The sequence below is a fragment of the Isoalcanivorax indicus genome (assembly GCF_003259185.1).
Lineage (GTDB): Bacteria > Pseudomonadota > Gammaproteobacteria > Pseudomonadales > Alcanivoracaceae > Isoalcanivorax > Isoalcanivorax indicus.
The window spans coordinates 2,219,804-2,235,871 of sequence record NZ_QGMP01000001.1; the positions used below are offsets into that span (position 1 = coordinate 2,219,804).

Below are 16,068 nucleotides of genomic sequence, written 5' to 3' on the forward strand. Positions count from 1 at the left end.
GTAGGGCCGTCTACAACCGCAATCGGTAGGCCGCCTCCAGCGCCACCGGCCGGTCCAGCATCGCCTCGAGCTGCAACTTGAGTTCCTGCAGGTCGCCGGGGGCCAGCATCTGCGCGCTGATCACGTCGGCGCGCACACGCAGTTCCTCGCGGCTCACGTTCAGCGAGATGTCGGCCAGTCGCAAGGGCTTGCCGTTGACGGTGAACTCCTGCACCAGCAGGCGGTGCTCGATCTGCCAGTGCTGGTTGATGTTGTTGAACGAGATCGCCAGCGGAATCGACACCAGCAACACCAGCGCCAGCGACCAGCCGAGCCCTTTGGTGGCCCGCTTGACCGGCGCATAGCCGAGCATCATGAACGTCAGCAGCCCGGCCAGGGCGATACCCACCAGGTTGGTCAGGAACAGCAGGCTGGCGCCGCTGATGACTTCCCAGCTCATCCAGCCCACACCGATCCCGGCCACACACAGCGGTGGCACCAGCGCCACCGCGATGGCCACGCCGGGCAGGCTCTTCATCACGCTTTCGCGGGCATGGGCATAAGCGCCGGCGACGCCGGAACCCACAGCCACGCCCAGGTCGAGCAACGAGGGCTGCAAGCGCCCGGCGATCTCCGGCGTGATCTTCTGCAAGGGCACAATCAGCGCGGCCAGGGCCGAGGCGCCGAGCGCCAGCAACACCCCCAGCCCGATGGTGCTGAGCGACGTGCGAATCAGGGCGGTGTCGTTACGCAGCGCGCCCATCGACAGGGAGATGATCGGCGCCATGAGCGGCGCCAGCACCATGGCGCCGATGATCACCGCCGCGCTGTTGAGGAACAGCCCGAGGCTCGCCACCAGACTGCTGAGCACCATCAGGATCACGTAGTCACGGCTGCCCCGGGCGTTGTCCTTGAGCAGCAGGAACAGGTCCTTGAAGTCTTCCTCGATGGCCCGGGTAAAGAACGGCAGGTGCTTCTGGATCATTTCCACCCGCGCTTCATTCTGCGGCAGGTTGTCCACCTTCATGGTGTCTTTCTTTTCGCCAGCGGACTCATGCCGTTCGTAGAACTCGTCGTTCAGATTGATACGCACCGATTGCGGTTCGACCCGCACCAGCAACTTGCTCGCTTCGCGGCGGCGACCGTCCACGAAGTACGGCAGTGTCTTGCTGCCCGCGATTTCCAGACGGTCCGTCTTGATATAGCTGATCGCCGCCGGCAACTTCTTGCCGATGCGGCTGCCCTGGAACAGGGCAATCACCAGAAACGCCAGGTACTCGACCACCGATTTGGGCGCAATCAGTACCGAGGACACCTTGGCGTCCTGCACCGAGATACTGGTGTTCACCAGACGGGCCGCCGCGCTGTGCACTTCGTTCTCGATCAGCACAATGCCAGTGACCGCGGTCTTCAGGGTCACGTCACGGCCGGTGGTGAGCGTGACCGGAAACGGCTTGATGCGGAACAGGTTGGCGATACTGACAAAACAGGACTGGATAAAGGTCCACAGGCGCGAGAGCTGGCTCGGGTGCTCACTGACATAGCCCTTGCTGCGCTGATCCAGAAACGGCGTCTCACCGAGCATGACCATGCCCAGCACCACTTCATCGTTGCACAGCACCACGTCCACCGCCCGCCCTTCGGCCATGAAGGCCAGCGGCAGCGATTCTTCCAGCTTGCGAGGAATATTGAACAGCCGCCAGGTCAGCGAGCGCGGGCTGACCGGGATGATGCCCACCGAGTAATCATGCACCCGCGCGCCATGGATGATGCGCGACAGGTCGCCGTCGTTCACCAGCGCCAGGACATGACGGCTCTTTTCCAGCCAGCTACCGGGGTTCTCGGCAAATTCGTCCAGAGAGACGGGAAACAGGGTGATGTCGTGTTCCGAGGCGTGGGCGCTGACGCGCTCCAGCAGGGCTTCGCCTTCGTCCTTGTACACCGCCAGCGCCGTGCGCACAGCCGTCATGGGGGCTCCTTGGAGGGGATGATCCGGAAGCACATCTTCCCTTCCCGAGTCCGTGAGGGTCAATCCATGACGACATCCGACAGGCCCTGAACATCATTCACATTCCAACACATGAAACGATAACTGTTATCTCTTGCAAATCATTCTCATTATAAATAGCATTCACGCCCTCTTGATTCTTTTGCTTGCCCAGACAACAGGAGCCCGCATCATGCCTTGCTTGCGCCTCGCCTATTTACCGCTCTGCCTGCTGGTCTTGACCAGTCCGATACAGGCCAGCGAGCCCGCCGCCGATGCACCAAACCGGCTGGACCAGGTGGATGTCGTCTCGACCGCCGCCGGTTTTACCCAGAAACTGACCGATGCCCCGGCCAGCGTCACCGTGGTGACACGCCAGGAACTGGAGAACAAGCCCTACGCGGGACTGGCGGACGCCCTCCGGGATATCGAAGGCATTGATACCGGCGCCAATCTCGACAAGAACGGCAATATCAGCATCACCCTGCGCGGCCTGCCCCCCGAATACACGCTGATACTCATCAATGGTCGGCGGCAGAGTGACATCGGCAACATCGGCCCGAACAATTTCGGCAACAGCCAGTTCATGTACATGCCACCTCTGGACGCCATCGAGCGTATCGAAGTCGTACGGGGCCCCATGTCGACCTTGTATGGGGCAGACGCCATGGGCGGGGTCATCAACATCATCACCCGCAAGGTGGCCGATCAATGGGGCGGCTCGGTATCACACAGCCTGACCCTGCAGGAGCAATCCCAGTTCGGCGATGACCGTAAAACCGACTTCTTTGCCACCGGCCCTCTGGTCCAGGGGCTGCTGGGCATGAGCGTCCGCGCCAGCCTGTTTGAGCGCGACGACAGCGACCCCGGATACGCCGGCAATCAACTGCCACTGCCTCCGGAAGATATCAATGACGTTCCCAACCCCCCGTTCTTCGAAGACAGCGGCAACTTTGGCGACCGAAAGATCGTGGCGGCAAAGAACTGGAATGCGGGCGTCAGCTTCAATCTGACGCCGCTCGAGAACCATGACTTTACCCTGGAGTACGATGTCGCGCGCCAGCGCTACGACAACACAGAGGGCCAGACGGGTACCCTGGATGGCCCCGACAGCCTCTGGCGTCAGGGCACTGGCGGTACGGCCGGCATCGTCGCCCCTCGGGTCGGCTATAGCGAATATCAGCGCGTGGAGCGCGACCAGGCAGTGCTGGCCCATACTGGCAGATGGTCGTTTGGCACCACCGAGAGCAGCTTCACCCACAGCCGCAGCGCCAATCTGGGACGCTCCCTGCCGCTGACAGTGCAGGAACGTGAAGCACTTCAGGCCATCTGGGACCAGGCCAAGGCGGACCAGGGCATTGCCGGTAACGGTGCGCCCGAACTCACCGATGATATTCGCACCGAACTGGAAAACACCTTCCTGCCCCGCCAGCGACGTGAGCTGGAGATCCGCAACAACATCTTCGACAGCAAATTCCATGGTGAAGTGGGCCGGCACCTGTTCACGCTCGGCGGGCAATACTTCCATGCCGAAATGGAAGACGGCGTCTTCGGCATGTTCGGCGACGGCTTCCGCGATGGCACCGTCCAGAAACATGAGCAATGGGCGATCTTCGCCGAAGACAACTGGGACATCGTCGATGCGCTGACCATCACGCTGGGCACGCGTTACGACCATCACAACATATTTGGCAGCCAGGTCAGTCCGCGCGGTTATCTGACCTTCCGGGCAAATGACAACTGGACCCTGAAAGGCGGTGTCAGTACCGGTTACAAGGCGCCAAGACCAGAGCAACTGTTCCCCGGTATCACCGGCTTCGGCGCACAGGGTGTCAGCCCGATGGTCGGCTCGCCGGATCTGCAACCGGAAACCAGCATCAACTATGAACTGGCGGCTTATTTCACGAACTGGGATAACTTCAACGGGAACATTACCGTCTTCTTCAATGATTTCAGGGACAAGATCGTTAATCAGGACAATGCGCCCAATTGCTTTGACAACAATGGCAACCAGGTGCTGACAGAAAACTGCGTCAACATCGGCCCGGGCTGGGCAGAACTCGGGTACACCCAGTTCAGACAAGCCACCAACGTCGACAAGGCAGAAACCCGCGGCGTGGAACTGGCCGGCCGTTACCACTTTACCCCGGCGCTGTGGCTGCGCATGAACTATACCTACACGGATAGCGAGCAGAAGAGCGGCGCAGAGCGCGGTCTGCCGCTGGTCAACACGCCCGAACACATGGCCAATGCCACGCTGGGATGGGACGCCACGGAAAATCTGAGCCTGTCGCTGATCTCGGAAATCCGTGACGAGCGCTTCCGTGGTGTGGCGGATGCCAGCGGCCCGCAGCAAGTCTCTCAAAAGCTCTACTACAAGGGCTATGAGGTACTGAGCGCTGGCGCCCGATACACCGTCAGCGATCAACTGACCCTGCACGCGCGGGTCAACAATCTGCTCGACAAGGATATGTCCGGCCGTACCTGCACCCTCAATGCGGAGCAGAACGGCTACCACTGCGCCAATGACTACAACGTGACAGAAAAAGGCCGCAGCCTCTGGCTGTCCGCCAACATGCATTTTTGAGGCGACCGTCGTGGCGATTTCTTCCAGTCTGTGGCGCCAGGTCGTGCAATGGCACTGGATCAGTTCCGCCGTATGCCTGATCGGTATGCTGCTGTTTGCCCTCACCGGCATCACGCTGAACCACGCCGCAGACATCGAGGCGCATCCGGTAGTCAGCACCTGGCAAGGCACCCTGCCCGCGCCCCTGCGCGCCTCGCTGGACGCGCAGGACGACGGCGCGGCGCCGCTGCCACGCGCGCTGCGCGAGTACCTGGTGCGGGAAACCGGCAACGACCCCGGTGCCCGGGTAGCGGAATGGGATGACGGCGACCTCTATCTGTCGCTGCCACGCCCCGGTGGCGATGCCTGGTTAAGCGTGGATATCGACAGCGGCGAGTGGCTGCTGGAGCGCACCGATCGCGGCGTCATCGCCTGGCTCAACGATCTGCACAAGGGCCGCAACACCGGCACCGCCTGGTCCTGGTTCCTCGACATTTTCGCGCTCGGCTGTGTGGTGTTCTGCCTCACCGGCCTGCTGTTGCTTTATCGCTATGCAGGCGCGCGGCACAGCACCTGGCCACTGGTCGGCCTCGGTGTGGTGATTCCCGCGCTGCTGCTGCTTCTTTTCGTACACGCATGAGGATTTGTTCCATGAGGAGATCACGATGCGCTTTCCAATCCTGATCGGCCTGTCGATGCTGCTGCCTGTCAGCAGCCTGGCTGCCGAACTGACCGTCTCGGTGGAAGTGCCGCGCCTGAACGTGGCCGAGTACCACCGCCCCTATGTGGCCCTCTGGCTGGAACATGCCGACACCGGCGAGATCACCAGCCTGTCGGTCTGGTACGACCTGAACCTGCGCAACCGCGAGGGCGAAAAATGGCTCAAGGACATGCGCCAGTGGTGGCGCCGCGACGGCCGCAGCCTGACCTTCCCGGTGGACAGCGTCAGCAGCGCCACCCGCCCGGTCGGCCACCACACCCTGACGTTCGTTCCCGGCGAGTCGCCGCTGAACGCGCTGCCCGACGGCGACTATCGCCTGCTGGTGGAAGCCGCCCGCGAAGTGGGCGGGCGTGAAGTCCTGACCCTGCCCTTTACCTGGCCCGTGTCGGCGGCGCACACCGTCGAGGCACAGGGCGAACATGAACTCGGCGCGGTCTCGTTAACCGTCGCACCTTGAAACGCATCATCAGGAGAACATCCATGAACACTACGGCCACCCGTTTGCTGTTACCTGCCCTGGCACTGGGCAGCGCCCTGCTGCTGCCACTGACCGCCCAGGCCCACCGCGGCTGGATCCTGCCCGCCGCCACGACGCTGTCCAGCGAGGACGCCTGGGTCACGTTTGATGGCGCCATTTCCAACGATATTTTCCACACCGACTATGCGCCGCTGCGCCTGAACAATCTGGAGGTGGCGGGCCCCAACGGTGAGGCGATCACCGTGCACAATGCGCACACCGGCAAGTACCGCAGCACCTTCGACCTGAACCTGACCGAACGCGGCACCTACCGGATCAGCGCCGTCAACACGGGCATCTTTGCCAGTTGGGAAGAAAACGGTGAACGCAAACGCTGGCGCGGCAGCGCGGAAGAATTCGCGAATGCGGTACCGCGCCGGGCGAAAAAACTCGAAGTCACCGAATTCTCCCGCCGCCTGGAAACCTATGTCACCGCCGGCGCCCCGGACAAGTCGGTGTTTGTCACCGAAGGCACGGGCCTGACGCTGGCGCCGGACACCCACCCGAACGATCTGTTTGCCGGCGAAACCGCGCGCTTCCGCTTCCTGATCGACGGCAAACCCGCCGCCGGTGCCAGTGTGGAGGTGATTCCCGGTGGCATGCGCTACCGTAACCATCAGGATCTGGAAACCCTGACCACTGATGAGGACGGGTACCTGAGCATCCAATGGCCCGGCGCGGGTATGTACTGGATTGGCGCCAGCTACGACGATGACCAGGCCAGCCGACGCGGTGCGCGACGTCATGCCAGCTACAGCGGTACCTTCGAGGTGTTGCCTGACTAAGCGATGCGCCTCGACATGACGGCTTCCGCAAACACCACCTGGCGACTGCCCGATGCGCCATCCCGTCCCGGGGTGGCGCGCTCCTTTGCCGCCCTGAGTGTCGCGGCGTTGCTGCTGTGTCTGTTATGGCCCGGCGAACGGGTACTCCTGTGGCTGAACCCCTCGCTCCCCACGCCCGACATGACGGAGCGTGCGCTGCCCGCCGCGCCACTGATCCGCCGCATTGAAGCCGCCGAACCGGCCCTGCGCGTGCACCAGCTGCGTCTGCCCACCGCACCAGGACAACTGGCCCGGGCGACGCTGATCGACAACAACGGCACGGCACATCAGCGGCTGGTCAATCCGGTGACCGGCGCACTGCACAGCGAACTGCGCGGCGCGGCGCTCCATCAACGCATGGAGCGCGCCCGGCAGCGCCTGCTGCGGACGCTGGGCGCGCCCCTGCCTGCCGCGTTCCTGATGTTATTCGGCTATGCCCTGTGGAGTCGCAGCCTGCTGCGCCGTGCGCACCCCGCTGCAGCATCCGGGCGCCCCGGACCCACCACACTGGTCGGTTACGCCAGCCAGACCGGAGGCGCTGAAGCGCTGGCCCGGCAGGCCGCCGACGTCCTGCAACAGGCCGGTCGCCAGGCCCGGCTGTTACCACTGAATGCCATCACTGCCGAGCAGCTGGCCGACACCCGCGAGGCCCTGTTTCTGGTCAGCACCCACGGCGATGGTGACCCGCCGGACAATGCCGCCGTCTTCGCTCGCCGCCAGTTGCCCGCCAGCGCGGACCTCAAAGGTCTGCGCTTCGGTCTGCTCGCTCTGGGTGACCGTCGCTATACGGATTTCTGCGGCTTCGGCCGCAGCCTGCACCAGTGGCTTTGCCAACACGGCGCCTGCGCATTATTTCCGCCGCTGGAAGTCGATGATCAGTGCCCGGACGCCTTGATGCAGTGGCAGGCTCACCTGCAGGGGCTGAGCGGCCAACCCGCTGTTCACGCCAGTGACAGCGCAGCGACCTTCTCGGCACCCGGCGTGCACACGGCCACACTGGTGCGGCGCCAGCCCCTGAATCCCGGCAGCCCCGGCAACCCGGTCTGGCAGGTGGATTTTGACGCCAGCACGCTACCCACCTGGGAGGCGGGCGATCTGGCGCTGCTGCATCTCGATCAGAACGAAACCCGCAGCTACTCGATTGCCTCGCTCCCGGGCAGCGGTGTCTTGCGCCTGCTGGTACGTGCCATGTACCGACCCGACGGCACACCCGGCCTGGGCTCCGGCCTGCTGACTCGGCAGCTTGCGCCGGGCGAGGAGGCCCGTCTCAGCCTGCGCAGCAACCCCGGCTTCCGCCCGCCTGCCGCCGACACGCCCCTGATCCTGATCGGCAACGGCACTGGCCTGGCGGGCCTGCTCGCCCATCTGCACCAGCGCATGGCCGATGGCGCCTGTCGCAACTGGCTGCTTTTCGGCGAGCGCAGCCCGCAACACGATCGCTTCTGCAACGACATCCTGGACCTCTGGGTTCAGCAGGGCTCGTTGCACATGCAGCGCGTCTTCTCCCGCCCCTTTTCTGACACCCCCGCCAGCACCCTGTCCTACGTTCAGGACCTGCTGCCCGCGCACGCTGACACCTTGCGCGAATGGCTCGCCGACGGCGCTGTGCTCTGTGTTTGCGGCAGCCTGACCATGGGCCAGGGCGTCGACCAGACCCTCCGCCATCTCCTGGGCGACGACGACGTGGACGCGTTGCTGACTGCAGGGCGGTATCGTCGGGATGTCTACTGAAGTGTGGCTGGTGCCATTACTTTCGGGTGTGGTGGTTATGGCCCTCGGGGGGCGGGTAAAGGGTTTCTGGACACGCCGTGAACCCATCCATGGGGGCTCTCGTTCGGCATCCATGCCTCTCGAAGGTCCAGAAACCCTTTACCCGCCCCCCGAGGGCCGTCACGCGCAGCCCGGTTAACAACGTCCAGCCAACCGGGAGCCTGGTTCTGGCGACATGCTACGAAGTGGGATTCATGTCGTTGGCACTGAACTGAGGCCTCGGGGCGGGGTACTCCCTTCCAGAAGTGTGTGAGGCAGGATGCCGAACGCAAGCCCCCATGGATGGGTTCACGGCGGCTTCTGGAAGGGAGTACCCCGCCCCGAGGCCGTGCTACGAAGCTCCCACACCACAAAGCCCCCCCAAAAAGCAGACAAAAAAAACGCCGGGAGTACCGGCGTTCATAAGGAGGGTTCGGAGAAAACCATGAAGAACAATCGCACTAACAGAATCAGCTATGTCCTGCATTCTGTGACGCGACGTGAAGAAAAAAGTTCACCTTGATTCGTCTTTTTCCGCCATTTGCTATGCTTCCCACGCGCTACTGACCCATTTCGCCTGAAATCAGGCACTTACAACACAACGAGGCCCGGAATGACCAAGAGCCCGATCATGGACCGCCGTAACCTGGATTTCCTGCTGTATGAAGTCCTCGGCGCCGACCAGTTGACCACCCTGCCCGCCTTCAACGACCACAACCGCGAGACCTTCGACGCCGTCATCGACCTGGCCCACAGCCTCGCGCTGGAGAAGTTCCTGCCGCACAACCGCAAGTCCGACCTGCAGGAACCGGAGTTCGACAACGGCCGGGTCCGTATCATCCCGGAAGTGAAGGAGGCCCTGGACGCCTATATTGCCGCCGGGTTCATGAGCGCCACCGTGCCAGCAGACCAGGGCGGCATGCAGTTGCCTTTCCTGGTGGATACCGCTGCCGGCAGCGCCTTCGGCGCCGCCAATGTCGCCACCTTTGCCTACGTCATTCTTGCCCGCGGTGTCGCCAGCCTGCTGGGCGCCCACGGCAACGAGGATCAGAAACAGCGCTATCGCGACCCGATTCTGGCCGGGCGCTTCTACGGCACCATGTGCCTGAGCGAGCCGCAGGCGGGCTCCTCGCTGGCCGATATCCGCACCCGCGCCACGCCGCAGGAGGGCGGCCACTACCTGCTGGAAGGCGCCAAGATGTGGATCAGCGGCGGCGAGCATGAACTGGGCGAGAACATCGTGCATATGGTGCTGGCACGGTTGCCGGACGCACCGCCGGGGGTCCGGGGCATCAGCCTGTTCGTGGTGCCGAAGTTTCATGTCAACGACGACGGCAGCCTGGGCGAGCGCAACGATGTGGTGCTGGCCGGGGTGAACCACAAGATGGGTTACCGGGGCACCGTGAACACGTTCCTCAAGTTCGGCGAGAACGGCCACTGCAAGGGCTGGCTGGTGGGTGAGCCAAATCAGGGGCTGGCCTGCATGTTCCATATGATGAATGAGGCGCGCATCGGTGTCGGCCTGGGCGCCATCATGCTGGGCCAGGCGGGTTATCTGCATTCGCTGGAGTATGCGCGAGAGCGTTCGCAGGGCCGGTTGCCGGACCAGAAGGACCCGGTCAGCCCGCCAGTACCCTTGATCGAACACGCCGACGTGCGGCGCATGCTGTTGCAGCAGAAAAGCTATGTGGAGGCGCCGCTGGCGCTGACGTTGTACGGCGCCAGACTCGTGGATGAAAAGGCCCACGCCGAAGACGAGGCCACCCGTACCGAGGCAGGGCTGCTGCTGGAGGTGCTGACGCCGATCATCAAGGCCTGGCCGTCGGACTGGTGCCTCAAAGCCAACGAGTTGGCGATCCAGATTCTGGGCGGCTACGGCTACACGCGCGAATATCCGGTGGAGCAGTTCTACCGCGACAACCGCCTGAATCCGATTCACGAGGGCACCAACGGCATCCAGGCGATGGACCTGCTGGGCCGCAAGGCGATGATGCACAACGGCGCGGGGCTGAAGCTGCTGCTGCAACGCATCACCCGCACGCTGGCAGGTTGCCAGGGCATCGAGCGCTTGCAGGAGGAGTGCGCCAGTGTGCAGGCCGCCCTGCAGCGCATTGGTGAGGTCACGGCCTTTCTGGGCCAGCAACTGGCGACGGGCCAGGTGCGGCTGGCGCTGGCCAATGCGACCCACTACATGACACTGGTAGGCCATACCGTGATGGCCTGGATGCTGCTGGAACAGGCACGCCTCGCCGCCGGGGCGCTACCGTCGGCCTCGGGCAGTGACCGCGATTTCTACGAGGGAAAACTGCTGACGTGCCGCTTCTTCATGCGCCATGAATTGCCGGTGATCGAGCATAGCGCGACGCTGTTGCTGTCGATGGATGACACGACGCTGGTGATGCCGGAAGCGGGGTTCTGATAAAAAACAGGCAAAAAAAGGGCGTGCTGTCAGGTAGCACGCCCTGGGTGTGCCCGATGACCGGGCAAGCTCTCCGACGTTTGGCATCGCGAGGCGATGCGCATTCTTTCAGGCGGCTCACGCCGCATGCAGTGCGGGTGTGTAGCGCACACCCGTAAAAACGTGCCGCTATCTTGGCGCATCCGGCAAAATAATGACTTGAACGCTACTGCTATCTTTCAGTACAGCGGACGGTCGTAAACCGAACATGCGGCGGAAGGTCCGGCTGAAATGGGCTGAATCGGAGAAGCCCGCCATCAGCGCTGCTTCCGTCAGGGAAATCCCCCTCTCCAGCATCTGCACGGCGCGGCTGACACGCAGCCACAATAGATACTGGCTCAGGCTCAGGCCCAGTTCCTGCTTGAACAGGTGCTGCAGGCGCGACACCGACAGGGCGGCGACCCGCGCCAGCCGCTCGACACCCGGTGGCTGCTCCAGGTTGCGGATCAGCAGCTTGCGAACCCGCTCTACCCGGGGGTCACGCCGCAGCGGCCCGGGCGCCCCGGCGGCCAGCACGTCCACCGCACGCTGGAAGAACCCCACCGCGCGACCCGGCGACCAGTCATCGGCAGGCAGGGCTGCCACCATGTCCGCATGTTCCCCGGGGCTCATTTCCACCCAGGGCTTGCCGTGCAGGCGCTGACCGAAGCGGCGGTAGCTTTCGCGATCCGGGTCCACCTGCATGATGATCACGCGGTCGTCCGCCGTGCGCAGCTGTTGCGTTACGCACGGTGCCACCAGCAGGCCATTACTGGTTACCCAGCGGCCGTCGTGGCCGAAGCGGAACGGTTTGCCGGTCGCCAGCAGGATGGAGGCGTTGTAGTGCGCATGGGGCGGGTTGTGCACCGGGCAGCCCACCAGCATGGCATGGCCTCCCGCCACGAACAGGCGTCCGACCGGCGAGGGGCGCGCATCAGCGTCCTTCTTCATCATCGTTTTTTCCAGTATTCAACCCAGCACGCGGCGGCGATAGGCCCCGGGTGCGCAACCTTCCCAGCGTTTGAAGGCATGATAGAAATTGGCGGTGTCAGAAAACCCCAGGCTGCAGGCCAGTTGCTCCATGTCGCAGTCCGGTTCCGCCAGGGCAGCGCGGGCATACCGATGCCTGACTTGATCACGCAACTCGGCAAAGGTAACACCTTCCCGGCGCAAGCGCCGTTGCAGGGTTCTCGCACTGAGATTCAGACTGCTGGCGATGGCCTCGACATGGCTGTCCGGCTGGCCGAGGCGCGCCTCCAGCAACCCCTGCACCTGGCCGGCCAGCCCCTGGGCGCGGCTCAGGCGGGCCAGTTGCTGATCCGCCACCCGGCGCAGGCGCTGATTATAGCGCGGATACGCCGTGGGCAGGGCAACATCCATGCCCTCGCGGGCGATCACGATCTCATTGCGGGCCTCACCAAACTGCAATGGCACCTGAAAGAAGGTCTCGTACTGCGATATGTCGGCAGGCTGGCGATGCCGGAAACACACACGGCGCAGCCCCAGCTTGCCACCCATCAGGGAATTGCCGATGGCCACCATGGTGGCCACCACGACCTCGTTGTGGGTGCGTGTACGGGTAAACTGGAGCAGTTGCTCGTCCGAAGTACTGGCCAGCACCACCTGGTCATCGGTTTCGATGAGTTCGAACTCCAGATAAGGCACCAGCAGGTCCTTGTAGCGCAGCAGCAGGTTCAGTGCCTCGCGCAGACTGCCTGCGGTGGCCATCAGGTTGCCGAGCAGGTCAAGGTTGCCATAGTGGTTCTCCTGGCCAACACGCAGCCCGAAGAACGGGTCGTCCTGGGCCACGGAAAAAGCGGAGGACAACAAGGTATCCAGTTGCGCCAGGGTAATGAACTGATCGTGGCGCCCGACGACATCGGGATCGATCCCGGCACGGTCGAACAGCGCCTGGATATTGAGGCGGCTCTTGAGTGCAATTTCCAGCAACCCGGGCAGGATGGAGGCGGGCAGAAGGCTACCGGCCATCGCAACTCTCCTTAGTCGTATTTTTCTTGTCTTATCGCGCAGCTTGCTTCGGCGCCGGTTCACCCGGCGCGCAAGGTGCTGGCCCATCCCCTGACGGTTGGGTACTCTTGGCCACCAGAGTATCGCATCATGGTGCCAGTTGTGGCAGCCGCCGCCGGTCGCCCTTTCCAATTGTCCCGGCAGGACCGGCACCCTGCACGCCGCCCGTAAACAAAATCACAGAGACCGTTTATGCTCAAGCGCTATTATGCCGACATGGTTACCGAAGCTGCCGTGCCGCCCGCCCAGGCGTTCCGCTTCTTTTGTCAGGTGAACGACTGGCAGGACTGGTCCAGCGTCATCCACAAGGCACGGCTGCTCAACGGCGAGTGGCGCAAGGGCTCGCTGCTGCTGTTCATGCCCAAGCTGCCCGGCCTGCCGCCCGCCCCGCTGGTGGTGCCGATTCTGGAATTTGAAGAGAACCATCGCATTACCTGGGGCATCGACCTGCCCTTCGCCCGGATGCTGCATCGCTTTACCTTCACGCCGGTCGAAGGCGGCAGCTGCCGCATCCACCACGAAGAGTGGTCCGAAGGCATCGTCAGTCTGCTGACCTTGCCGGTCACCCGCGCCCTGCGCCGCTTCAATGACCGCTTTGCCCGCGAACTGGCGGCCATGTTCTGAACGCCCTGACACAAGGATTCGTCGTGACGCATTTCATCTTCAACCTGTATCAGCGCCTGGTGCTGCGACACCCAGCCATCTGGCTCGTTCTGCTCACCCTGGTGAGCAGCTATGCGCTCTGGGAAACGCGCAACTTCCGGCTCGATGCCTCTGCCGACTCGCTGGTACTGGAGAACGATGAAGCACTGGCCATGTACCGCGAGGTCTCACGGCAGTACGGCGGCAGTGAATTCCTGATCATCACCTTCGAACCCACCGCCTACGACCTGTTCAGCCGCGAGGCGCTGGACACCATCGCCCGTCTGCGTGGCGAACTGGCCGAGATGGATCGCGTGAGTTCGGTCTACACCCTGCTGGATGTCCCGCTACTGTTCAGTCCGCAGGTGAGCTTTGGTGATCTGGCCAGCGGCTACACCACGCTGGCCGACGAGGACGTGGACCTGGCGCTGGCGCGCGAGGAGTTTACCGGCACCAACCCCATGTACGAGGACTTGCTGGTCAATCGCCAGGGCACCATCACGGCCCTGCTGATCACCATGTCCCGGGACCGGGAATATTTCCGCCTGCTCAATCGCCGTGATGACCTGCGGCAGAAAGACCGGGACGGCACCCTGACCCACGAGGAAGAACGCGAGCTGGCGCGTATCACCCGCGAATTCAGCGACTACACCGCGCAAACCCAGGCGCGCAGTGCCGACGAGATCGCCCAGGTACGCGCCCTCATGGACGGCTATCGTGACGAGGCCAACCTGTTCCTGGGCGGCGCCGCGATGATCGCCACCGACGTCATCAGCTTTGTGCGCAGCGATCTGCAGGTATTCAGCGTGGGCGTCGCCATCTTCCTGATCCTGACGCTGTTCATTATTTTCCGGCGTCCGCGCTGGGTGGTCATTCCCATGCTCTGCTGCGCCATGACCGCCATCTGGATGGCTGGCTGGCTCGGTTTCATGGACTGGAAAGTGACGGTGATCAGCTCGAACTTCGTGTCGCTGCTGCTGATCATCACCATGTCGATGACCATCCACCTGACCGTGCGCTACCGCGAACTGCACGCCGCCAGCCCCGGCGCCAGCCAGCAGCAACTGGTCAACGATACCTTTGCCAAAATGTCGCGGCCGATTCTCTATACCGGCCTGACCACCATGGTCGCCTTCTCGTCGCTGGTGTTCAGCGATATCCGCCCGGTGATCGACTTCGGCTGGATGATGACCCTGGGCATCGGTGTGGCGCTGCTGCTGTGCTTTACCCTCTACCCCACCCTGCTGGGTCTGCTCAAGCCGGGCGAGCCGCAAAAGCTGCGCGACTTTACCCGCCGCGCCACCCTGCGGATCGCCGCTTTTACCCGGCGCTACACCATCGCCCTGCTGATCGGCGCCGTCGCCATCGCCCTGATCTCACTGGCCGGGGTGGCGCGTCTTACCGTGGAAAACCGCTTCATCGACTATTTCCAGAAGGACACCGAGATCTATCAGGGCATGCTGGAAATCGACCGTAATCTGGGTGGCACCACGCCCCTCGACATCATCCTGCGCGCCCCGGCGGAACCTGCGCCCGCCGCCAATGATGCGGAGGCCGCCGATGTCGCCGCCAGCGATAACGACGAAGACTGGGGCGACGACTGGGGCGATGATCCCTTCGACGATGATCCCTTTGCCGACGGCTTTGCTGACGATGGCGACAGCGACAACCCGCTGGAGGGCAGCTACTGGTACAACCCCGAGCAGCTCGACCGGCTACTCGCCATCCAGCACTATCTGCAATCCCTGCCAGAGACCGGCAAGGTGCTGTCCATTGCCTCCATGTATGAAGTGGCGACCATCCTCAACGAAGGACCGCTGAGCTATGTGGAGCTGATGCTGCTGGCCAGCTTCGTACCCGATGAACTGCGCAACCAGTTGATCCGCCCCTACCTGTCGGACGACGGCAACGAAGCGCGCATCAGTATTCGCATGATCGACTCGGACGAGAACCTGAACCGTAACGAGTTGCTCAAGCGCATCGAAGTAGACCTGATCGAGCAGTTCGGGCTGGAGCCCGAGCAGGTCCAGTTGACCGGCGCCATGGTGCTCTACAACAACATGCTGCAGAGCCTGTTCGATTCGCAGATCAAGACGCTGGGGTTCGTGTTCCTGGCCATCTTCGGCATGTTCCTGATCCTGTTCCGTTCGCCGCTGCTGGCCCTGATCGCCATGCTGCCCAACCTGTTCAGCGCCGCCTTCATTCTCGGGCTGATGGGCTGGATCGACCTGCCGCTGGACATCATGACCATCACCATTGCGGCGATCACCATCGGCATTGCCGTGGACGACACGATTCACTATATCCATCGTTTCCGCGAGGAATTCCCGAAGGATCAGGACTACATGGCCACCATGGAGCGCTGCCATGGCTCCATCGGCACGGCGATCTACTACACTTCGCTGACCATCATCGCGGGCTTTTCGATCCTGGTGGTGTCGAACTTCAACCCGACGGTGTATTTCGGTGTCCTGACCGCCCTGGCCATGCTGGTGGCGCTGCTGTCGAACCTGACGCTGCTACCCGCCATGATGTCCATCATCAAGCCACGGATTCCGAAGCTCTGAGCGTGAAACGCGCATGAAAAAAGCCGGGCATTGCCCGGCTTTCCTGTCTTT

The 16,068-nt window shown here is 63.1% G+C and carries 11 protein-coding genes; 8 read left to right on the top strand and 3 right to left on the bottom strand.

Annotated elements, in window-relative coordinates; genetic code table 11:
* Nucleotides 1–10: 10 nt before the first annotated feature.
* The gene (locus DKW65_RS10140) at nt 11–1,948 is read right to left on the bottom strand and encodes a DUF389 domain-containing protein (RefSeq protein WP_111657129.1); all 1,938 of its coding nucleotides are present in this window, start codon (nt 1,946–1,948) and stop codon (nt 11–13) included.
* A gap of 211 nt (nt 1,949–2,159) precedes the next feature.
* Here DKW65_RS10140 and DKW65_RS10145 point away from each other — a divergent pair, with 211 nt between their 5' ends.
* From DKW65_RS10145 to DKW65_RS10170, 6 genes are all read left to right on the top strand, one after another.
* The gene (locus DKW65_RS10145; protein ID WP_111657130.1) at nt 2,160–4,553 is read left to right on the top strand and encodes a TonB-dependent receptor domain-containing protein; all 2,394 of its coding nucleotides are present in this window, start codon (nt 2,160–2,162) and stop codon (nt 4,551–4,553) included.
* A gap of 10 nt (nt 4,554–4,563) precedes the next feature.
* Nucleotides 4,564–5,172 carry a PepSY-associated TM helix domain-containing protein gene (locus DKW65_RS10150; RefSeq protein WP_111657131.1) on the top strand — a complete coding sequence of 203 codons (609 nt, stop codon included), beginning with the start codon at nt 4,564–4,566 and terminating at the stop codon, nt 5,170–5,172.
* Nucleotides 5,173–5,197: 25 nt separating this feature from the next.
* On the top strand, nt 5,198–5,710 hold the full coding sequence (locus DKW65_RS10155; RefSeq protein WP_111657132.1) for a DUF2271 domain-containing protein: 513 nt from the start codon (nt 5,198–5,200) through the stop codon (nt 5,708–5,710).
* 23 nt (nt 5,711–5,733) lie between these two features.
* The gene (locus DKW65_RS10160; protein WP_111657133.1) at nt 5,734–6,555 is read left to right on the top strand and encodes a DUF4198 domain-containing protein; all 822 of its coding nucleotides are present in this window, start codon (nt 5,734–5,736) and stop codon (nt 6,553–6,555) included.
* A 15-nt stretch (nt 6,556–6,570) separates the two neighbouring features.
* Entirely contained in the window at nt 6,571–8,325 is a 1,755-nt protein-coding gene (locus tag DKW65_RS10165; RefSeq protein WP_162925800.1) for a sulfite reductase subunit alpha, read from the top strand.
* Nucleotides 8,326–8,974: 649 nt separating this feature from the next.
* Nucleotides 8,975–10,762: an acyl-CoA dehydrogenase gene (locus DKW65_RS10170; protein WP_211315766.1), complete on the top strand. Its 1,788-nt coding sequence runs from the start codon at nt 8,975–8,977 to the stop codon at nt 10,760–10,762.
* Nucleotides 10,763–10,930: 168 nt separating this feature from the next.
* Here the strand turns inward: DKW65_RS10170 and DKW65_RS10175 are convergent, their stop codons facing one another.
* Together DKW65_RS10175 and DKW65_RS10180 are read right to left on the bottom strand one after the other, a co-directional pair.
* Nucleotides 10,931–11,734, bottom strand: coding sequence for an AraC family transcriptional regulator (locus DKW65_RS10175; RefSeq protein WP_111657136.1), 804 nt, complete (start codon nt 11,732–11,734; stop codon nt 10,931–10,933).
* Between the two features lie 15 nt (nt 11,735–11,749).
* Nucleotides 11,750–12,769 (bottom strand): AraC family transcriptional regulator, encoded by a 1,020-nt coding sequence (locus DKW65_RS10180; RefSeq protein WP_111657137.1) that lies wholly within the window; start codon nt 12,767–12,769, stop codon nt 11,750–11,752.
* 231 nt (nt 12,770–13,000) lie between these two features.
* Here DKW65_RS10180 and DKW65_RS10185 point away from each other — a divergent pair, with 231 nt between their 5' ends.
* Nucleotides 13,001–13,432: an SRPBCC family protein gene (locus tag DKW65_RS10185; RefSeq protein ID WP_111657138.1), complete on the top strand. Its 432-nt coding sequence runs from the start codon at nt 13,001–13,003 to the stop codon at nt 13,430–13,432.
* A 23-nt stretch (nt 13,433–13,455) separates the two neighbouring features.
* On the top strand, nt 13,456–16,017 hold the full coding sequence (locus DKW65_RS10190; RefSeq protein ID WP_111657139.1) for an efflux RND transporter permease subunit: 2,562 nt from the start codon (nt 13,456–13,458) through the stop codon (nt 16,015–16,017).
* Nucleotides 16,018–16,068 lie beyond the last annotated feature (51 nt).